This is a genomic window from Mycolicibacter kumamotonensis, assembly GCF_002086285.1.
Taxonomy (GTDB): Bacteria; Actinomycetota; Actinomycetes; order Mycobacteriales; family Mycobacteriaceae; genus Mycobacterium; species Mycobacterium kumamotonense.
This window is the reverse complement of sequence record NZ_MVHU01000009.1, coordinates 24,140-42,066: the sequence shown is the minus strand read 5'-3', so window position 1 is coordinate 42,066 and position 17,927 is coordinate 24,140. Positions and strand designations below refer to the sequence as shown.

General features: G+C 66.6%; 20 protein-coding genes and 1 pseudogene. 14 read left to right on the top strand and 7 right to left on the bottom strand.

What is annotated here, in order from left to right; genetic code table 11:
- Nucleotides 1–2 precede the first annotated feature (2 nt).
- The 3 genes from BST28_RS08325 to BST28_RS08315 are packed head-to-tail and all read right to left on the bottom strand — an operon-like array spanning nt 3 to nt 3,117.
- The gene (locus BST28_RS08325; protein WP_083080647.1) at nt 3–1,238 is read right to left on the bottom strand and encodes an Nramp family divalent metal transporter; all 1,236 of its coding nucleotides are present in this window, start codon (nt 1,236–1,238) and stop codon (nt 3–5) included.
- On the bottom strand, nt 1,238–2,314 hold the full coding sequence (locus BST28_RS08320; RefSeq protein WP_065286893.1) for an NAD(P)H-dependent amine dehydrogenase family protein: 1,077 nt from the start codon (nt 2,312–2,314) through the stop codon (nt 1,238–1,240). The genes BST28_RS08325 and BST28_RS08320 overlap by 1 nt, the downstream gene beginning before the upstream one ends.
- An 11-nt stretch (nt 2,315–2,325) precedes the next feature.
- Complete coding sequence (locus tag BST28_RS08315) at nt 2,326–3,117, bottom strand: SDR family oxidoreductase (protein ID WP_083080646.1); 792 nt, start codon at nt 3,115–3,117, stop codon at nt 2,326–2,328.
- 122 nt (nt 3,118–3,239) lie between these two features.
- On the opposite strand from BST28_RS08315, the gene BST28_RS08310 reads away from it, so the two are divergent.
- The 10 genes from BST28_RS08310 to BST28_RS08265 all read left to right on the top strand — a co-directional run bounded on the left by BST28_RS08310 (nt 3,240) and on the right by BST28_RS08265 (nt 11,176).
- Nucleotides 3,240–4,544, top strand: coding sequence for an HNH endonuclease signature motif containing protein (locus BST28_RS08310; RefSeq protein WP_234808229.1), 1,305 nt, complete (start codon nt 3,240–3,242; stop codon nt 4,542–4,544).
- Complete coding sequence (locus BST28_RS08305) at nt 4,426–5,868, top strand: recombinase family protein (protein ID WP_234808234.1); 1,443 nt, start codon at nt 4,426–4,428, stop codon at nt 5,866–5,868. Before BST28_RS08310 ends, BST28_RS08305 begins: the two co-directional genes overlap by 119 nt.
- Nucleotides 5,865–6,203, top strand: a complete 339-nt coding sequence (locus BST28_RS08300; RefSeq protein ID WP_133054289.1) for a hypothetical protein — start codon at nt 5,865–5,867, stop codon at nt 6,201–6,203. Before BST28_RS08305 ends, BST28_RS08300 begins: the two co-directional genes overlap by 4 nt.
- Nucleotides 6,204–6,799: 596 nt before the next feature.
- Nucleotides 6,800–7,126 carry a DUF2742 domain-containing protein gene (locus BST28_RS08295; protein WP_083080643.1) on the top strand — a complete coding sequence of 109 codons (327 nt, stop codon included), beginning with the start codon at nt 6,800–6,802 and terminating at the stop codon, nt 7,124–7,126.
- Nucleotides 7,123–8,538: a DUF3631 domain-containing protein gene (locus BST28_RS08290; protein ID WP_083080642.1), complete on the top strand. Its 1,416-nt coding sequence runs from the start codon at nt 7,123–7,125 to the stop codon at nt 8,536–8,538. The genes BST28_RS08295 and BST28_RS08290 overlap by 4 nt, the downstream gene beginning before the upstream one ends.
- A complete protein-coding gene (locus tag BST28_RS08285; RefSeq protein WP_165758062.1) occupies nt 8,535–8,852 on the top strand; it encodes a WhiB family transcriptional regulator in 318 nt (105 codons plus the stop codon). Before BST28_RS08290 ends, BST28_RS08285 begins: the two co-directional genes overlap by 4 nt.
- Complete coding sequence (locus BST28_RS08280; protein ID WP_083080640.1) at nt 8,849–9,289, top strand: hypothetical protein; 441 nt, start codon at nt 8,849–8,851, stop codon at nt 9,287–9,289. The genes BST28_RS08285 and BST28_RS08280 overlap by 4 nt, the downstream gene beginning before the upstream one ends.
- Nucleotides 9,290–9,419: 130 nt before the next feature.
- Complete coding sequence (locus BST28_RS08275; RefSeq protein WP_083080639.1) at nt 9,420–9,707, top strand: hypothetical protein; 288 nt, start codon at nt 9,420–9,422, stop codon at nt 9,705–9,707.
- Entirely contained in the window at nt 9,700–10,197 is a 498-nt protein-coding gene (locus BST28_RS08270; protein ID WP_083080638.1) for a hypothetical protein, read from the top strand. Before BST28_RS08275 ends, BST28_RS08270 begins: the two co-directional genes overlap by 8 nt.
- A gap of 118 nt (nt 10,198–10,315) precedes the next feature.
- Complete coding sequence (locus BST28_RS08265) at nt 10,316–11,176, top strand: phage major capsid protein (RefSeq protein ID WP_083080637.1); 861 nt, start codon at nt 10,316–10,318, stop codon at nt 11,174–11,176.
- Nucleotides 11,177–11,229: 53 nt separating this feature from the next.
- On the opposite strand, the gene BST28_RS08260 is transcribed toward BST28_RS08265, so the two are convergent.
- The 3 genes from BST28_RS08260 to BST28_RS08250 all read right to left on the bottom strand — a co-directional run bounded on the left by BST28_RS08260 (nt 11,230) and on the right by BST28_RS08250 (nt 12,668).
- Complete coding sequence (locus BST28_RS08260) at nt 11,230–11,409, bottom strand: hypothetical protein (protein WP_083080636.1); 180 nt, start codon at nt 11,407–11,409, stop codon at nt 11,230–11,232.
- Between the two features lie 262 nt (nt 11,410–11,671).
- A complete protein-coding gene (locus BST28_RS08255) occupies nt 11,672–11,914 on the bottom strand; it encodes a hypothetical protein (protein WP_083080635.1) in 243 nt (80 codons plus the stop codon).
- A gap of 184 nt (nt 11,915–12,098) precedes the next feature.
- Entirely contained in the window at nt 12,099–12,668 is a 570-nt protein-coding gene (locus tag BST28_RS08250; protein ID WP_083080634.1) for a hypothetical protein, read from the bottom strand.
- 36 nt (nt 12,669–12,704) lie between these two features.
- Here BST28_RS08250 and BST28_RS08245 point away from each other — a divergent pair.
- The 4 genes and pseudogenes from BST28_RS08245 to BST28_RS08230 form a co-directional block, all read left to right on the top strand.
- A pseudogene (locus tag BST28_RS08245) lies at nt 12,705–13,064 on the top strand (HNH endonuclease); the annotation flags it as partial.
- Nucleotides 13,065–13,099: 35 nt separating this feature from the next.
- Complete coding sequence (locus tag BST28_RS08240; RefSeq protein WP_019737115.1) at nt 13,100–13,705, top strand: TetR/AcrR family transcriptional regulator; 606 nt, start codon at nt 13,100–13,102, stop codon at nt 13,703–13,705.
- 69 nt (nt 13,706–13,774) lie between these two features.
- Nucleotides 13,775–14,221, top strand: a complete 447-nt coding sequence (locus tag BST28_RS08235) for an MmpS family transport accessory protein (RefSeq protein ID WP_205634547.1) — start codon at nt 13,775–13,777, stop codon at nt 14,219–14,221.
- On the top strand, nt 14,218–17,100 hold the full coding sequence (locus tag BST28_RS08230; RefSeq protein WP_083080632.1) for an MMPL/RND family transporter: 2,883 nt from the start codon (nt 14,218–14,220) through the stop codon (nt 17,098–17,100). The genes BST28_RS08235 and BST28_RS08230 overlap by 4 nt, the downstream gene beginning before the upstream one ends.
- Here the strand turns inward: BST28_RS08230 and ku are convergent.
- Entirely contained in the window at nt 17,033–17,923 is an 891-nt protein-coding gene (gene ku / locus BST28_RS08225) for a non-homologous end joining protein Ku (protein WP_083080631.1), read from the bottom strand. The two genes, BST28_RS08230 and ku, sit on opposite strands and share 68 nt — an antisense overlap.
- Between the last annotated feature and the right edge of the window lie 4 nt (nt 17,924–17,927).

Below are 17,927 nucleotides of genomic sequence, written 5' to 3'. Positions count from 1 at the left end.
GCTCAGCCGGTTCCGGTCACGGTCAGGTAGATCAGCGCCGCGTTGAGCACGCCGATCACCACCGTGATGGTCCAGCCCAGTGCCGACGTCAGCCGCCGGTTGGCGTCGGCGCCCATCAGCTCGCGGTCACCGGTGAGCTGGATCAGCGGCACCAGGGCGAACGGGATACCGAAGGACAGCACCACCTGGGAGATCACCAGCGCCCGGGTGGGGTCGGTCCCGACCGCCAGGATCACCAGCGCCGGGATCAGGGTGAGCAGCCGGCGCCACATCAACGGCACCGACATCCGCAGCAGGCCCTGCATGATCATCGCCCCGGCGTAGGCGCCGACCGACGTCGATGCCAGGCCCGAGGCCAGCAGCCCGACGGCGAAGAACAGCGCGACGGTGGGGCCGAGCGCATCGCCCACCGCGGCGTGCGCACCCTCGATCGTGCCGGTTCCCTCCCGGCCGGCCAGGTGCGCGGCCGCGACCACCAACATGGCCAGGTTCACCGAGCCAGCCACCAGCATCGCCAGGCCGACATCCCACCGGGTCACCCGTAGCAGGCGTTGCCGGGCTCGCCCGGCTTCGGCGTGGCCATGCCGGTCGCGGGCCAGGCCGGAGTGCAGATACACCGCGTGCGGCATGATGGTGGCGCCCAGGATCGCGGTCGCCAGCAACACGCTCTCGGTGCCGTCGAAGCGGGGCACCAGCCCGCCGGCGACATCGGTCATTGGCGGCGGTCCGACTACCAGGCTGGCCAGGAATCCGATCGCGATGATGGCCAACAGCCCGCTGGAGACCTGCTCGAAAGCCCGCGGGCCGCGCCGGTCACCGAAGACGAGCAAAGCCATCGACACCGCCCCGGTGATCAGTCCGCCTAGCATCAACGGGAGCCCGAAAATCAGGTTGAGGGCGATGGCACCGCCCACCACTTCGGCGAGATCTGTTGCCATCGCCACTAATTCGGCTTGCAGCCAGTATGCGATCCGGGTCGGGCGGCGAGCAACACTGCCGACCGCTTCGGGCAGCGACAGCCCGGTCACCAGGCCGAGTTTGGCGGCGAGGTACTGCACCAGCGCGGCCATCACGTTGGCGGCGATGATCACCCAGACCAGCAGGTACCCGAACGTCGCGCCCGCACTGACGTTGGCGGCGACGTTGCCCGGATCGACGTAGGCGATAGCGGCGACGAACGCCGGCCCGAGCAGATACCAGCCCGGCTTTCCCCGTACCGGCTTGCCCGTGCGCGTCATCAAGGACGAGCGTAGAGCCCCCGTCCGGTGACCAGCGGCAGATCCAGGGTGGTCCGGATACCCGGTTCGGCGGCCACCACCGCGGGAATCGCATTGACCACCCGCATCGCGGTTGCCACCAGGCCGGCGTGGTTGTGGTCGCCGTTGGGGCTGGACAAGCACAGGTCCAGCGCGTACGACGGCTCGCCGGTCACCTCGACCCGGTAGGACCCGCCGGGCTGGGCTGGCTGAGGCCATTCCGGGCACAGGTCGTCGCGCAGCCGGGTGACGTGTTCGAGGACCACCGCGGCCTCGCCGTCGACCATTCCGCGCACCTCGAATCGCAATGCGGCCGCGGTGCCTTTCGCGATGTCGCCGGCGGAGATGGAGAAGTCCTCCGGTGCGGGCACCCGAACGTGGGACTGCTCGACCGAGTCGAGTTCGAGACCCAGTCCGGCCGCCAGCTGGCGTACCACCGAACCCCACGCCAGGCTCAGCACGCCGGGCTGCAGCAGCATCGGGGTCTCGTCCATCGGCTTGCCGAATCCCATCACGTCGAACATGACGGCCGCGCTGTCATAGGTGGCGTAGTCGACGATCTCCATGCAGCGGATCTGCTGGATGCTCTGGCAGGTACCGGCCAACGCCAAGGGCAGCAGGTCGTTGGCGAAGCCCGGGTCGATGCCGTTGACGAACAGGCTCGAACCGCCTTGGCGCGCAGCCTCTTCGATCGGCGCCAGCATCTCCGCCGGGATCACGTCCCACGGGTATTGCAGAAACACCGCGCTGCTGCCCACCACATTGATCCCGGCGGCCAGGATGCGCTTGAAGTCCTCGAGCGCCTCGACGAGCCGGTTGTCGGCCAGCGCGGTATAGACCACGCAGTCGGGCTTGGCGTCGAGCACCTGCTGCAGGTCGGTGGTGGCGGTCACGCCGGTCGGTGTGCCCACCCCGGCGAGGTCTGCGGCGTCCTTTCCCGCTTTGGCGTCCGAGGAGACCCATACACCGGTCAGCTCGAATTCGGGGTTGGTGATCAGCGCTTTGAGTGCGTGCACGCCGACGTTGCCGGTGCCGATCTGGGCGACGCGAATGGGCATACCGGTTTCCTCTACAGGTCGGGGATGGGCAGATCGAGATTCGGGAACGTCAGGCCGCCGTCGACTTCGAGCACCTTGCCGGTGAGGTAGCTACCGGCGGGTGAGGCCAAATAGACTGCGGCAGCAGCGATATCGTCCGGCTCACCGAGGCGGCGCATCGGCGTCACCTTCTCCATCGGCTCGCGCAGCTCATCGTTGGACGCCACCACGTCCAGCGCGGAGGTCAGGATCGATCCCGGTGCGATGCCGTTGACCCGGATCCGCGGGCACAAATCCATGGCGGCCAGCCGGGTGTAGTGGGCCAGTGCGGCCTTGGCGGTGCCGTAGGCGGCGAATCCGCGCCCGGCCAGCCGTCCCATCGTCGAGGTGATGTTGATGATCGATCCGCCACCGGAGTGTTCCAGCATCAGCGGCACCGCGGCGCTGGTCAGGGCGTGCGCGGTGCCGACGTTGAAGGTGAACGCGTCCTTGAGGTCCTTGGTCGAGGTGGTCAGCAGCGTGTTGGGCATGGTGCCGCCGACGTTGTTGACGACGATGTCGAGCTTGCCGAAGGCCCCGACGGCCTCGCCGGCCAGCTTGGCGGTCTCCTCCGGGTGGGCCAGGTCGGCGGCCACGATGTGGGCGCGACGCCCGACGCCTTCGACCTGTTCGGCGACGGTCTCTAGTTGGGAACGGGTACGCGCAGCGATGACGACGTCGGCGCCGGCTTCGGCGAACGCGACCGCGATCGCCGCGCCTAAGCCCCGGCCGGCGCCGGTTACGACGGCGACGGAGTTATCGAGTCGGAATCTGTCCAGGATCACGTAGGCACGCTAACAAGGATCAGTGGCGAGCTGAACCCTTTTTTTGAAACACGTTCTAATTCACCCCCGCGCGGCCCCCGGAGCGCCTGCGCGTGTCGGCCGGTTCAGGTATCATCGAATGTATGTTCGAAACGAAGTTGCCGACGCTGGCCGTCCTCGGCGGTCTAGGCAACGCGGGCCTGGTCGATGTCATGCAGCATGCGGCCCGGCTGCAGTCGGCCGCACTGGCGCGGGTATTTGCTGCCGGGGCTGAGCTCTACCGCCGCCGGCAGGCTGAGCAGCCCGCCGCCGGGCGCGAGATCTGGGCCATTGACGGGTGGGAGGCGGTGGCCGCCGAGATCGCGGCCGCCCAGGGCATCAGCCGTGGGCGCGCGGCTGGACAGTTGAACATCGGCCTGGCGCTGGCTGAGCGGTTGCCCAAGCTCGGGGCGCTGTTTGCTGCCGGTGTGGTGGACTACCAAGTGGTGGCGGCGGTGACCAAGCGCACCGAGTTGATGATCGATCCGGGGGCGATCCCGCGGATGGACCGGTGGCTGGAGCGTAACGCGCCCCGGTGGGGCGCCTGGTCGCGGAATCGCATCGTCGAAGCGGTCGACTACTGGGTGCAGGTTCTGGAACCGGCTGCGGTGCGCGAGGCTCGCGTCCGTGACCAATCCCGCCAGATCGGGGTGGTGCCGCATCATTCGGGCCTGGCTGAGATTTTCGGCGACGTCCGCACCCCCGACGCGTTGGCCTTCGATCAGCGGCTCAACGAACTTGCCGCCACCGTCTGCAAATCCGATCCGCGCACCAAGGACGAGCGGCGCGCGGATGCCTTGAAGGCGCTCACGGCGGGTGCGGCCACGATGGCGTGCGAATGCGGCTCCCCGGAATGTCCGGCCGCCACCGGCGAGGCCCCCCTGGGTGCAGTGATGATCCACGTGATGGCCGAACAAGCCACCCTCGACGGCCGCTCCGAGGCGCCGGGGTACGTACCGGGATTCGGCGGCCTATCGGCGGAGGCGGTGCGCAAGGTCGCCAGGTCGGCCAAGTTGCGGACGGTTCGCCACCCGCAGGATGCCCCACCGGAGCCGGGCTATCGTCCGTCGACGGCGCTGGCCGATTTTGTACGCTGCCGTGACGTGACATGTCGGTTCCCCGGCTGCGGGCGCCCGGCGGAGTACGCCGACATCGACCACACGGTCCCCTACCCCCTCGGCCCGACACACGCGTCCAACCTCAAGCTGCTGTGCCGCCTGCATTATCGACTGCATGAAGTACCCTACAAGGGTGAACAGTGCAACGCAACAGATTCGGGCGGGCTGCTACCTGCGGATCAGCAGCGATCCGCAGGACAAGCGAGCCGGGGTCAGCCGGCAGCGCGAGGACACCGCCGCACTGTGCGAGATCAAGGGCTGGCGCGTTGCCGGCCACTACGTCGACAATGACCGCAGCGCCAGTAACGGCAAGCAACGCCCCGAGTGGGACCGACTGCTGTCCGACATCAAGGCGGGCAAGGTCGACGCCATCGCGGCGTGGGACCAGGACCGCGGCTGGCGCATGATGCGCGAACTGGAAGAACTGCGGCGGTTCTTCGCGGGTGTCGGCCGGCCGGTGCTGTTCGCCACGACCGGACAGGGCGACATCGACCTGAACAGTCCGACCGGTGTCCTGACGGTGCACATCAAAACGGCGGTGTCCGAACACGAAATCGCCATGATGCGCGTGCGCCAGCTCCGAGCCGCCCGCCAGCGCGCGGAGTCGGGTAAGCCGAAGTGGCGTAGAGCGTTCGGGTATCTGCCATTCGTCGGCGACAAGCGCGATGACGACGGCACCCGCGAACCGGACCCGGTGACCGCCCCGTTGGTCGCCGAGGCGTACCGGGCGATCCTGGCCGGCGCCAGCCTCAAAGACGTTGCGGCATTGTTCAACGATGCCGGTCACTACGGACTGACTGGGAAGCCCTGGACCCCCTCGACCGTGTCGCTGTTCATGCGTGCACCACGCAATGCCGCGTTGCGCGACTATCAGGGCGAGATCCTGGGGCCGGGCACCTGGACGCCGCTGGTCGACCCAGATCTGTGGCGTGCCGTGCAGAACAAGATGAACGCCCCCGGCCGCAAGCCCGGACCCAAGGCGGTATCCAAGCACCTACTCACCGGCATGTTGATCTGCGGCGGCTGCGGGCACCACCTGTCTGGCCACTGGGTTATGCAGCGAACGGGCGGGCAACCGGGTCGGCTCAAGGCCGGCGAGGCCCGCCGCCCCGGCACCATCGCGCACACGATCACCTACGCCTGCAAGGGCTGCTACGGCTGCTCGATCCGCGCCGAGCACATCGAACCCATGATTCATGCGTGGATCGTCGGCACCCTGGAAGCCCCCGACGCTGTCGATCTGCTCAAGAGCCGCCAGCATGACACCGCCGACGCCGAAGCTCTGCGGGTGGAACGTGCCACCCTGCTGGCGCGGCTGGACGAGATCGCCGCCGAGCGGGCCGACGGATTGATCGACGGCCGCGGGTATGCCGCGATGACCGAGCGGGTCAACGCAAAGCTGGCCGACATCGAGCAGCGTCAGAACGATGCCGAGCGAGTGCGAATCTTCGATGATCTACCGCTGGGCACCCCTGAGGTCGCGGCGAAGGTTGCAGAGCTGTCACCGGATCGACTGCGGGCCGTGATGGACGTACTCATGGAGGTAACCGTCATGCCAGTCGGTAAGGGCGGCAAGGAGTTTAAGCCGGAGAGAGTGCAGGTGAAGTGGCGATGAGCGACGAGACGATCACCGTGATATGCACTGGTGGAGGCGCCCACAAGCGGCACATCTTCAACGAGATCACCGTGGCCCCTGCCGGACTACAGGTCAAGCCACTCCGCAAGAAGAACATGCCCGATTTCAAAGGTGCGACCATCAACGGCATCCAGGTCGAACCATATGCGTTGACGCCCGCCGCATATGACCCGCGCCACGGACGCAGTGGATGGCGGTGGAAGTGCCCATTCTGCGGCCTGGACCGTCAGGTATCCGCCGACAGCGCAGTGGAATGGGCGCAGGAGTGGACACGCGGGAGAACGCTCGACGTATCCGTGCCGCCTATGCAGTAGGCTCATTTGTCGAGCGCCGCGACGCTCTGACATCGCGGGATTCAAGCCACGCCGTTAACGCGAGCGATGGCGCACTTCCGGCCCCGGAGGAATCCCGCGCATGTCTCGCGCTCTCACAGCCCGCAACAGGCTAGCCGCCGCCGTGCGGCACCACCCCGATCAGGTTGAAGGTCGCCGCCGCGACCTCGCCGAAGCGAAAATCGCCGACTACATCGAAAAGGTGCTGGCGCAACGCCCGCCGCTGACTAATGAGCAGCGGAATCGCCTGGCCGAGCTACTGCGTCCCGTCCGAGCGGGTGGTGCCTAATGAGCGCCTCGCCGACCGGGAGTCCCCCTACAAATGACGCGCCCCCAGCTTTCGCCAGGGGCACCGCCACCACTCACACCGCTCCCCATCCTACCCGCCACCGCCGTGAAGACGGGTTCGCAGCGCCGACCGCCGAGGACCGTTACGAGGCATGGGTGCTGGCCGAAGCGCAACGGCTTGGGTACCGACTGAGCTGCAAGTGCCTGGACTGTTCTCGGCCACTGACGGACAAGGTGAGCGTCAGTCACCACCGTGGGCCGGTCTGTCGCGCACGGGCGGGCGTGGCCAAATGAGTGCCATTTCATCTCGCCAAGTCAGTTGGTACGACGTGCATCTGTTCGTGAAGCCTTACGTCGATGCTGGCGGCCGATTCCCATTGGTCGGCACTGCGGCCTGGCGGTCGCTGCCCGACGATCACCCTCAGAAGTGGGCAGCCGTACTCGATGCGGCTCAGCACCATGCACTACGAGTCGAAACAGCTCAAGAGGCCCGAGCCGAGGCGGCGAAAGCCGTAGCAGCCGCGGCCGACTGGCCGAAGGTGGCGCAGGAGATCCGGCAGCGTAGTGCCTTTCGGGCCGAGCATCCGTGGGCGCGCCGCAAGGGGCTGGGCGCGTGAGGGACAACGATTACGCCCAGGAATTGCGCGAATGGTATGCCGAGGACAGCTCAGATGGCGCGCGGCTGCTCGATGACACGCTGAACACCTTCACCCGGTACGTGGTGTTCCCGGACGAGCACGCGGCGGTCGGGGTGGTGCTATGGGCGACGGCCACCCATGCGGTCGAGGCGTTCCAACATGCGCCGCGCCTAGTCATCAACAGTCCCGAAAAGCGTTGCGGCAAGAGCCGCCTGCTAGATGTCGTAGCCGGAACATGCCATAAGCCGCTGATGTCAGTGAACGCGACGGTGGCCGCCATCTACCGCAGCATCGGCGACGAGCATCCGCCGACGCTGCTTGTCGATGAGGCCGACACGTTGTTCGGGTCCAAGAAGGTAGCCGAGCAGAACGAAGACTTGCGCGCCCTGCTCAATGCCGGTCACCAGCGTGGTCGGCCGGCTCTGCGCTGCGTCGGACCCGCCCAGGTGCCGACCGAGTTCCCGACGTTCGCAATGGCCGCTTTGGCGGGTATCGGGCAGATGCCCGACACCATCACCGACCGGGCGGTCAACATCACGTTGCGGCGCCGCAAGCCCGACGAGAAGGTGGCGCAGTTCCGCAGCCGGCGTGATGGCCCGATTCTGGCCGACCTGCGCGACCGGCTCGCCGCGTGGTGCGCCACTCAGCTCGAGGCCCTGGCCGATGCCGAACCGGAGATGCCGGTGGAGGACCGTGCCGCCGATACCTGGGAGCCGCTCATCGCGATTGCCGACGCGGCCGGTGGCCGCTGGCCGGAGCTGGCCCGCACGGCCTGTGCGGTGCTGGTCGCCCGAGCTGATGGCGAAGATGAGGACCGGTCGCTGGGCGTGCGACTGCTGATTGACATCCGTGAGGTGTTCACCGAGCGCGGGGTGTCGTTCCTGTCGTCTGCGGACCTCGTTGCGGAACTCCGCAAAGTGGATGAGTCGCCGTGGGACGGGTTCGACCTCAATCCCAGCAAACTCGCCTACCGGTTGCGTGAGTACAAGGTGAAGCCCGGTCATAACACCGAGAAAACGGCGCGCGGTTACCGTCTGGAAGACCTGGCCGACGTGTTTTCGCGCTACCTCCGTCCGAAGTCGTCCGGTACGTCCAAAACCGGCAGTGACCAGCAACAATCGTGGGACGGCCTGGAAGTGCCGGACGGCTCTACCTGTCCGGTGGACACCCTGCCCGTCCGGGGCGTAGCTACCCGTCCCGCTGAATCCGCAGGTCAGGGAATGTTTGGGACAGGTCGGACGGGTTCGGACGGGGGGACGGACGAAACTGGCTCGGACACCTTGGGATTCACCCCACCAACCGGCCCCGGCCGGTGCACCGAGTGTGGCTGGCACGTCCCGAAGCAAGGGCATCACGGGGACTGTCAGCAAACTCAGGCGGTGGTCGAGTGAGCACCCACACGGCCCGCCGGCCCCGCCGAGACGCCGCCCGAGATGGCGGTGCCGTCGAGTTGTTGGCCGCGGTGCTGGCCGGCGTCCCGAAGTTGCCCGGTGCTGCGTGCCGGTCGCATGTCACGTTGTTCGACCGGGCCGCAGATGGTGACCGCCAGGCCGCCCAGGAGGCCATCTCGGTCTGCGCCCGCTGCCCGGTGATCGACCGCTGCGCGCAGTGGATAGCCGAAGCACATCCCCGGCGACCGCCGCCGGGTGTGTGGGCCGCGCAGTACCAACCACCAACCACCAGCCGACGAAAGGCAACCAAATGACCGACCCGAACCCCATCGACTACCTGAAATTCTGCGCCGCCGAAGCGAAATCGCGGCTCGAGTACGTGATTGACCGACTCAGCCAGGTCGATGCTGAGTACCCGCTCACCGAAGACGAGAACGAGATGATCCAGCAGTTCCTGGAGGACGTGACGCGCACGGTCATCGAGTCCACCGCCGTCTTCTGCCGCGACGGCCGCGATTTCGACACCTACGCCGACGGCCGCCCAGTGCGGACTCAGTTGGAGATCGAAAAGGGTGTCATTTTTGAGTACCGCTGGCATCCGCAGCCTGATCACCGTGACAACCAGCCGCACGACATCTACACCGCGAAAGGCCGCGATGGTCGCCGCCGCACCGTGTCCGTGGCAGCTCCGGGCGTACTCGACACCGCTGATGCCGTTCTGCGGCTGGTCGACAGTGAGGCCGACCTGTGACCGAGCAGTTCACCCGCTGCGACAAGAGTTGCCCGTGGCGCAACAGCGCCACCTGCCCGAGTCACGCTGAATATCCGGCGCAGCCCGCGCCGAGAATCCCGTATATCCCGAGAGAATGGATGGAAGACGAATGAGCGACCTATTTGACGACGACCCGCGCATCGGGCACCCCGAGCGCACATTCACCAACGAATCGAAAACCGAGGTAGCCGATACCATTCGCGCCGACTACCAGCAATGGGCACGCCGCACCGGCCGGCCCAAGTCGAAGACCAGTCGCACCGACGCGATGACGGCCTGGCATCTGGTCACCACCGGCCAGTCCACGCCCGAACTGCTCGGCTGGCCGGATCTGGCCGCCATCGTCGCCGCCGGCGGTGGACACCACCCCGACAACGAAGGAGACACCCATGACTGACACCGACACCACGACCACCGACGCCCCGGCCGACACCGAGGCCACCGAGACTGCAGAGACGGCTGAAGCTCAAGCCGTAGAACCGGATTCCGCGACTGACACCGACGCCCAGGACGAAACGGTCGAACAGTTCGGTCGCGACTACGTGGAGAAGCTGCGCCGCGAGTCCGCCGGATACCGGGAACGCGCCACCACCGCCGAGACCACGGTCGCCGCCCTGCAGCAGCAGCACGCTGAGCGGCTGATCGACGCGGCCGGGGTGAAACCAGCAGCGGTGTTCGCGGTAGCTGAACTGGCCGACCTACTCGCCGACGACGGCACCGTCGACCCCGAGAAGGTCACCACCGCAGTCACCCGAGCAAGGCAGGAACTCGGCGTCGTAGGCCATGCACAACCCCTACCGCCCCGGGGTGGACTGACCAGCGGCATCGGTGCCCAGCAATCCAAGCCGAACAGCTGGCAGTCAGCGTTCGCGCCCCCGGAAAGGTAGAATCACCACATACTCGCCCGGAGCGGGGGAATCGGATGCGGCCCGGAGCCGCGCCCATCGAATCCAATTTGATGTGCGCGCTTTCCGGGCCGCACCCGTTTGAAAGGACACCCGGCCAATGTCCGGTATCGAACTCTCTACCCCGTTAACCACCGTCGCGTGGGCGCAAGACAAGTTCTCGTTCGGCGCCGGCGATGTCGTCCCCGAATCCCTCATCTTGAGGACCAGCACCGTTTCCGGGCAGATCGAGGGCGACCAGCCGAGCCTGCGCGTCGCCTACGTCAAGGACGACGAATCCGCCACCTACGTCGCCGAGGGCGGCGAAATCAACGACTCCGCCCCCGAGCTGTCCGAGGTCGTCATCCACACCCGCAAGCTGGCCCGCCTGGTGTCCATCTCAAACGAGCAGCACCGCCAGCCCGAAACCCCCGGCCAGACCGCGCAATCGGTCGCCCGTGACCTGATCCGCAAGGCTGATCTGTCGTACCTCGGTGAGGTCGCGCCCACACCGCCGGCCACCGGGTCCACCGGACTGTTGAACACCGACGGCCTGGTCGACGGCGGCGAAGTCGGCCAGAATCTCGACGGCCTGGTCGACCTCATCGCCGAACTTGAGTCCAACCTCGCCGTACCCGGCTATATCGTCGTCAGCCCGGACGTGTGGGCGGCGCTGCGGAAGCTCAAAGTCGGTGGCGACCAGATCAACGCCAGCCTGCTCGGCGCTGGCACCTCCGACGCCCAGCCGATGCTGCTGTCGTTGCCCGTGCTGCGCTCCCCGTTCATCCCGGCCAACTCCGGCATGGTGATTGACCCCACCGCCATCGTGTCCGCCGTCGGGCAAGTCAACATCGCGCAATCCGATCACGCGCTGTTCGCCAACGACGCCACACTCTTGCGCGCCACCTGGCGCATCGGCTGGCAGGTGATGCGGCCCGAGCGGATCGGGCGCTTCAGCATCACCGACGACGGCAGCAGCTAAGAGCCGGTCCGGCTGTCAGAAGTACACGCCGATACCGCCTGAACAGCCGGACCCTAAAACACCACCGGGCGCCGCTCTCCTTCGGCCAGTCCGGTGACGCCGGCCGCGGTGCATCGGACACGCCGCGGCCGTGGCGGAAGTCGCAGCCCGGTCGCCTGATCGTCGTCGTCGGTCAGGCACCGGGCCGCGCAACCGTTGCTGGTCAGAGCGTTGCGCGTGGGTGCGGCTGGCATCGCCGCAGGTCAGGCGATGGTGGGGGGAGGCCCCTGACCAGGGCCAAACATGCCGCTCGTGCATTGGCATCATCCCCCCCATCCTTTTTTTCCAACGGATAGTCATGCATGGCTCTTTGTTTTTTTCCTGACGGGGGGATACGCCGCCTAAGCCACGAGCGGCGCTCCACGGCCCGATGGGGGTCACCCCGCCACCCCGTCTGACCAGCACGAAAACGGCCCCCAGCATCACGCTGGGGGCCGCTTTCGTGCTGTCGTGCTGCTAGAACCGCCAGAGGAACTGTGGGCACTGCCCAGCGACCACTGATCGGATGTAGACCCGCTTGTCGGCGCTGGTCGCGTCCGGCCCGAGCACCTGGCGCACCGTCACCGAGGATTCCAGGCCACTCGGCGTGTTCCCGGCAGCGAGCAGGCGGCAGATGGCGTTGCCAGCCGGGTCAGCGTGGGCGACTCCGGTCATGATGACCGTGGTTGCCACCAGCGCGGCGAGGATCAGGCGCTTCATGACCGCACCGTACCGCCGACGAGTGACAGCTTGGGCCGTCCGGCGGTCGTGGCCACTCGCCTGCGAGCCGCGATTATCGAATCAAGAAAGTCCGCGAGGGCGTGCAGCTCACTGGCAGACCAGCTCTCGCCGGGAAGCACCGCAGCCGCTGCGCGGACACGTGCCCGCTGCTGCTCGTCTGCGGTCATCGCTTGCCCGCCCACTGGTCGGCGAGGTCCGCAGCGCGTTCCAGCGTGGGAATCAGCTCGCGCAGCCGTGCCGCTGAGTACGCGTCTGTCAGGTCGCAGCCATCAACCATGATGGCGATTTCGTCTAGCGGCAACTGGCCGTCGCGGTCCTGCACGGCCCAGAGCACGACGCCACCGAGGTCGGCCTGCACGATCCGGGTGTCATCCTCGGGGTCGAAGTCATCGCAACTGGTGGCGCCAACGGGTAGTGCGGGCCGGCGTGGGGGAATGGTGGTGGTGTTCATGTCCGGCAGCGTTGCACTGCCCTCTGACAGGTTCTCGATGGCGATGTCCAGCGTCCGTTCCATGCCATCGGTGCAGCGCCCAGCGAGCAGTGCCCGCTGCAGCTCCGGGGCGATCAGGTCCGGCAGCACCGCGAACCAGCCGGACTCCAGCAGTGCGTCTGCCAGGCGGTCGGCACGGCACACAATGGCATCAGCAGCGTGGCAGCCGCGGCGGTTCGGGTCGGTGTTGCGGATGCGGACGTGGGTCGGGATGGCGGTGTCGACGGGGTGAGTAGTGGACATGGTTCGTTCTCCGTTCAGAGTGTGTTCTTGAACAGTCGAAGACACCACCTGCTGAAGACGTTCTGGACCGGCGCCAACGGGTGGCGTGACCGGCAGGAACCGGACGGAACGGTCATCTGGATCGCCCCGACCGGGCACACCTACGTCACCAAACCCGGTGGCGCCCTGTACTTCCCCCAGCTGGCCGCGCCCACCGGTGAGCTGAACCTGCCGGAGTGGTCGCCGACGGGCAACCGCGGGCTGATGATGCCGACTCGCAGGCGCACGCGGGCGCAGGACCGGGCCTACCGGATTCGGCTGGAGCGCAATCACAACGAAGTCCGTCTGGCCGCCGAGGCCGCCGCAGCCGCCGAACGAAATGCACGCGCGGCCTGCAATGATCCGCCGCCCTTCTAGCCAGGATCGAGCGCAGACTTTGCCGGCGGCGCTCTATGGTTGATGCCGTGAGTCAGAACGTCGACCTTGCCGGCACCTCGACGTGGTCGCCGCGTGAAGCCGAGCTGTTGGACGTAACCTTGCAACTGTTGCAGGAGAACGGCTACGACCGGCTGACGGTCGACGCGGTTGCGGCCACCGCGCGCGCCAGCAAGGCCACGGTCTACCGGCGTTGGCCGTCCAAGGCTGAACTGGTGCTGGCCGCATTCACCGAAGGCATCCGCCAGGTCGCCGTCCCACCCGACACCGGCACCCTGCGCGGCGACCTGGTGCGGCTGGGCGAGCTGATCTGCGAACAGACCGCCCGGCATGCGGGCACCATCCGCGCCGTGCTGGTGGAAGTGTCGCGAAACCCCGCACTCAACGACGCGATGCAGCACCAGTTCATCGATCAGCGCAAGGCGCTGATGCTCCACATCCTGGGGCAGGCCGTGGACCGCGGTGAGATCGATGCCGCCGCCATCAACGACGACCTGTGGGACGTCCTGCCCGGGTATCTCATCTTCCGCTCCCTGGTGTCCGGCCGGGAGACCACGGCGCGCACCGTGGCGGATCTCGTCGACCAAGTGGTGCTTCCGGGCCTCACCCGCGGCGCGCGCTGACGCCCCCAGCCCGAAATCATCACCGCCGGGCCATTGAAGCCGTACGGTTCCGTACCGTACGCTTGGCCGGTGCGCAGTCCGTCACTTTCCGGCCTGGTCCGGCGGGGGTGGATGGTCATCGTCGCCGTGGTGGTGGTCGCCGTTGCGGCGTTCTGCGTCTATCGGTTGCACGGCATCTTCGGCTCGGGCGACACCACGTCGACCAGCAGCGACTCGGGGGAGGAAATCGTCCCGTTCAACCCCAAAAACGTCGTCTACGAGGTCTTCGGCGCGCCGGGAGCCACCGCCACCATCAACTACCTCGATGTCAACGCCGCGCCACAGCAGGTCATCGACGCCCCGCTGCCCTGGAGATACCAGGAGACGACGACCGAACCGGCCGTGATCGCCGACCTGCGAGCGCAGGGCAACGGAAGCATGCTCGGCTGCCGCATCTTCATCGATGGTGAGCTCAAAGACGAAAGGATCGTCGACACCATGAGCGCCTACACCTTCTGCTTGGACAAGTCCGGATGAGCGAGGACGGCCGCCGACCCTTCTGGCCGCGCACCATCCGCCGGTTCGCGGTTCCGATCGTGCTGTTCTGGGTGGCGCTCGCCGCGGTGACGAACAGTCTCGTCCCGCAACTAGAGGTGGTGGCCGAAGCCCACAACGTGGGGATGAGCTCCCCGGACGCGCCGTCGTATCAGGCGGCCAAGCGCATCGGAAAAGTGTTCCAGCAGTACGACACCGACAGCGCCGCGATGATCGTCATCGAAGGCGACCAGCCGCTCGGCGACGAGGCGCACCGCTTCTACGACACCCTGATCGCCGAGCTCGCGCGCGACACCCGACACGTCCAACACATCCAGAACTTCTGGGGCGATCCGCTGACCGCTGCCGGCTCGCAGAGCAACGACGGCAAAGCGGCACTGGCACAAGTGTTTCTGGCCGGCAGCCAGGGCGAGACCTTGGCCAACGAGTCCGTCGCCGCCGTTCGCGACATCGTCGAGCGCACGCCCGCGCCCCCCGGCGTCCACGCCTATGTCACCGGTGCGGCACCGCTGGTCGCCGACCAGTTCTCGGTGGGCAGTGAAGGCACCAACAAGGTCACCGCGATCACCTTCCTGGTGATCGCGGTCATGCTGTTCGCCGTCTACCGTTCGGTCGCCACCACCGCGCTGGCGCTGTTGACCGTCGCCATCGAAATGGCCGCCGCTCGTGGCTTCGTCGCGTTCCTGGGCTACCGCGAGATTATCGGATTATCAACGTACTCAACGAATCTGCTGACCCTGCTGGCGATCGCCGCGGGGACCGATTACGCGATCTTCCTCATCAGCCGCTATCAGGAGGCGCGCGCCGCCGGCGAGGATCCGGAGACCGCTTTCTACACCATGTACCGAGGCACCGCGCATGTCGTGCTGGGCTCGGGCCTGACGATCGCCGGGGCCGTGTTCTGCCTGAGTTTCACCCGGCTGCCGTACTTCCGCACCCTGGGGGTACCCGCGGCGATCGGCATCTTCGTGGCACTGATCGCCGCGCTCACCCTCACATCGGCCGTGCTCACGGTGGGCAGTCGCTTCGGCCGTTTCGAACCCACGCGGGCCATGCGTACCCGCGGCTGGCGCCGGATCGGCACCGCCATCGTCCGTTGGCCCGGGCCCATTCTGGTGGTGGCGTGCGGGGTCGCCCTGATCGGGTTGCTCGCCCTGTCGGGCTACAAGACCAGCTACGACGCCCGTGAGTACATGCCCGCCCGGGCCCCGGCCAACATCGGCTACGCGGCCGCCGAGCGGCACTTCTCGCAAGCCCGGCTGAACCCGGAACTGCTGATGATCGAGTCGGATCATGACCTGCGCAATCCGGCGTCCTTCCTGGTCTTGGAACGCGTCGCCAAGGCGGTGTTCCACACCCCGGGTATCGCCAAGGTGCAATCGATAACGCGGCCGCTGGGTACGCCGCTCAAACACACCTCGATACCGTTCGCGGTCGGCCAGGGCAGCGTCGCGCAGACCCAGAACCTGAAATACCAGATGGACCGGGCGGCCGATCTGCTCACGCAGGCCGCCGAAGCCGAGAAGTCGATCCACACCCTGGAACAGCAATACGCACTGCAGCAGCAGCTGGCCGACGCCACACACGCCGAGACCCAAAGCTTTCACGACACCATCGAGCTGATGAACGACCTGCGGGATAAGATCGCGAACTTCGACGACTTCTTCCGGCCCATGCGGAGCTATTTCTACTGGGAGCCGCACTGCTTCGATATTCCCGCCTGCTGGGCACTGCGGTCGGTGTTCGACCTGCAGGACGGTGTCGATCAGCTCAGCGAGAAGTTCGAGCAACTGACGGCCACGTTGGACCGCCTCGATGCGCTGCAACCCCAACTGGTCGGCCTGATCCCGTCTCAGATCGAAAGCCAGCAGGTCAACCGCGATCTGGCGTTGAACAACTACGCCACCAATTCCGGCATCAGCGATCAGTCTGCGGCCGCCAACGACGACCCGGCCGCCATGGGACAGGCCTTCGACGAAGCCAAGAACGACGACTCCTTCTATCTGCCGCCCGAGGCGTTCAACAACCCGGAGTTCAAACGCGGGATGAAGCTGTTCTTGTCGCCGGACGGCAAAGCCGCGCAGATGATCATCACCCACGAGGGTGACCCGGCCACCCCGGAAGGCATAGCGCACATCGACAAGATCCGCGACGCCGCCAAGGAGGCCGTCAAGGGAACCCCGCTGCAGGGCTCGCACATTTATCTGGCCGGCACCGCCTCCACCTACAAGGACATCGCCGACGCGGCGAAGTATGACCTGCTGATCGCCGGGATCGCCGCGCTGAGCCTGATCCTGCTGATCATGATGATCATCACCCGAAGCCTGGTCGCGGCGATCGTCATCGTGGGCACCGTCGCCTTGTCGCTGGGCGCCTCGTTCGGGCTGTCGGTGCTGGTGTGGCAGTACCTGTTCGGCATTCACCTGTACTGGATCGTGCTGGCCCTGGCCGTCATCCTGCTGCTGGCCGTGGGCTCGGACTACAACCTGCTGCTGATCTCGCGGTTCAAAGAAGAGATCGGCGCCGGCTTGAACACCGGCATCATCCGGGCGATGGGCGGGACCGGGTCGGTGGTGACCGCGGCCGGGCTGGTGTTCGCCGCCACCATGGCGTCGTTCATCTTCAGTGACCTGCGGATCCTGGGCCAAATCGGGACCACCATCGCGCTGGGCCTGCTGTTCGACACGTTGATCGTGCGGTCGTTCATGACACCGAGCATCGCCGCGCTGCTCGGGCGCTGGTTCTGGTGGCCGCAACGGGTGCGCCAGCGGCCCGCGGTGGCGGCTGCCGGCGCTACTTCGCCGCTGCCTTCTTCGCCGGAGCCTTCTTTGCCGGAGCCTTCTTTGCCGGAGCCTTCTTAGCGGACGCCTTCTTGGCCGGCGCCTTCTTGGCGGTCGAACGCTTCTGCACACTGGCCTCCAGCTTGGCCAGCAGGTCGGAGACGTCTTCGGTGGTGTCCAGTTCGGCGGGCCGCTCCTCGGGGACGAATGCCTCGTCGCCTTCGAGTTTGGCCTCGATCAACTCGTGCAGCTGTTCGGTGTAGCTGTCGTGGTAGCGGTCGGGATCGAAGTCGTCGGCCATCGACTCCACCACTTGCCCGGCCATCTTCAGCTCGGCGGGCTTGATCTCTACCTTGGTGTCCAGCGCCGGGAAGTCCGGATCGCGGATCTCGTCCGGCCACAACAAGGTGTGCACCATCATCACTTCACGTTTGGAGAAGTCCTTGACCCGCAAGGCCGCCAGCCGGGTCTTGTTGCGCAGGGTGAAATGCACGATCGCCACCCGGTCGGTCTCGGCCAGTGTCTTGGCCAGCAGCACATAGGATTTGATCGATTTCGTCGCCGGCTCCAGAAAATACGAGCGGTCATAGAGCATCGGGTCCAGATCACTGGCCGGGACGAACTCGAGCACCGCGATCTCATGGTCGCGCTCCTCGGGAAGATTCGCCAGGTCGTCGTCGGTGATCACCACCATTCGGCCGTCGTCGGACTCATACGCCCGCGCGATGTCGGCGTAGTCGACGACTTCGCCGCATTCTTCGCACACCCGCCGATAGCGGATTCGGCCGTTGTCCTTGGCATGCACCTGACGGAACTTGATGTCGTGGTCCTCGGTGGCGCTGTAGACCTTCACCGGGACGTTGACCAGACCGAATGCGATCGAACCCTTCCAGATGGAACGCATGAGG

What these genes read in the sequence shown, in the direction of transcription:
- BST28_RS08325 (WP_083080647.1), bottom strand. Translation starts at nt 1,238, where the DNA reads ATGACGCGCACGGGCAAGCCGGTACGGGGAAAGCCGGGCTGGTATCTG.
- BST28_RS08320 (WP_065286893.1), bottom strand. Translation starts at nt 2,314, where the DNA reads ATGCCCATTCGCGTCGCCCAGATCGGCACCGGCAACGTCGGCGTGCAC.
- BST28_RS08310 (WP_234808229.1), top strand. Translation starts at nt 3,240, where the DNA reads ATGTTCGAAACGAAGTTGCCGACGCTGGCCGTCCTCGGCGGTCTAGGC.
- BST28_RS08300 (WP_133054289.1), top strand. Translation starts at nt 5,865, where the DNA reads ATGAGCGACGAGACGATCACCGTGATATGCACTGGTGGAGGCGCCCAC.
- BST28_RS08295 (WP_083080643.1), top strand. Translation starts at nt 6,800, where the DNA reads ATGAGTGCCATTTCATCTCGCCAAGTCAGTTGGTACGACGTGCATCTG.
- BST28_RS08280 (WP_083080640.1), top strand. Translation starts at nt 8,849, where the DNA reads ATGACCGACCCGAACCCCATCGACTACCTGAAATTCTGCGCCGCCGAA.
- BST28_RS08275 (WP_083080639.1), top strand. Translation starts at nt 9,420, where the DNA reads ATGAGCGACCTATTTGACGACGACCCGCGCATCGGGCACCCCGAGCGC.
- BST28_RS08270 (WP_083080638.1), top strand. Translation starts at nt 9,700, where the DNA reads ATGACTGACACCGACACCACGACCACCGACGCCCCGGCCGACACCGAG.
- BST28_RS08265 (WP_083080637.1), top strand. Translation starts at nt 10,316, where the DNA reads ATGTCCGGTATCGAACTCTCTACCCCGTTAACCACCGTCGCGTGGGCG.
- BST28_RS08260 (WP_083080636.1), bottom strand. Translation starts at nt 11,409, where the DNA reads ATGCCAGCCGCACCCACGCGCAACGCTCTGACCAGCAACGGTTGCGCG.
- BST28_RS08255 (WP_083080635.1), bottom strand. Translation starts at nt 11,914, where the DNA reads ATGAAGCGCCTGATCCTCGCCGCGCTGGTGGCAACCACGGTCATCATG.
- BST28_RS08250 (WP_083080634.1), bottom strand. Translation starts at nt 12,668, where the DNA reads ATGTCCACTACTCACCCCGTCGACACCGCCATCCCGACCCACGTCCGC.
- BST28_RS08240 (WP_019737115.1), top strand. Translation starts at nt 13,100, where the DNA reads ATGGTTGATGCCGTGAGTCAGAACGTCGACCTTGCCGGCACCTCGACG.
- BST28_RS08230 (WP_083080632.1), top strand. Translation starts at nt 14,218, where the DNA reads ATGAGCGAGGACGGCCGCCGACCCTTCTGGCCGCGCACCATCCGCCGG.
- ku (WP_083080631.1), bottom strand. Translation starts at nt 17,923, where the DNA reads ATGCGTTCCATCTGGAAGGGTTCGATCGCATTCGGTCTGGTCAACGTC.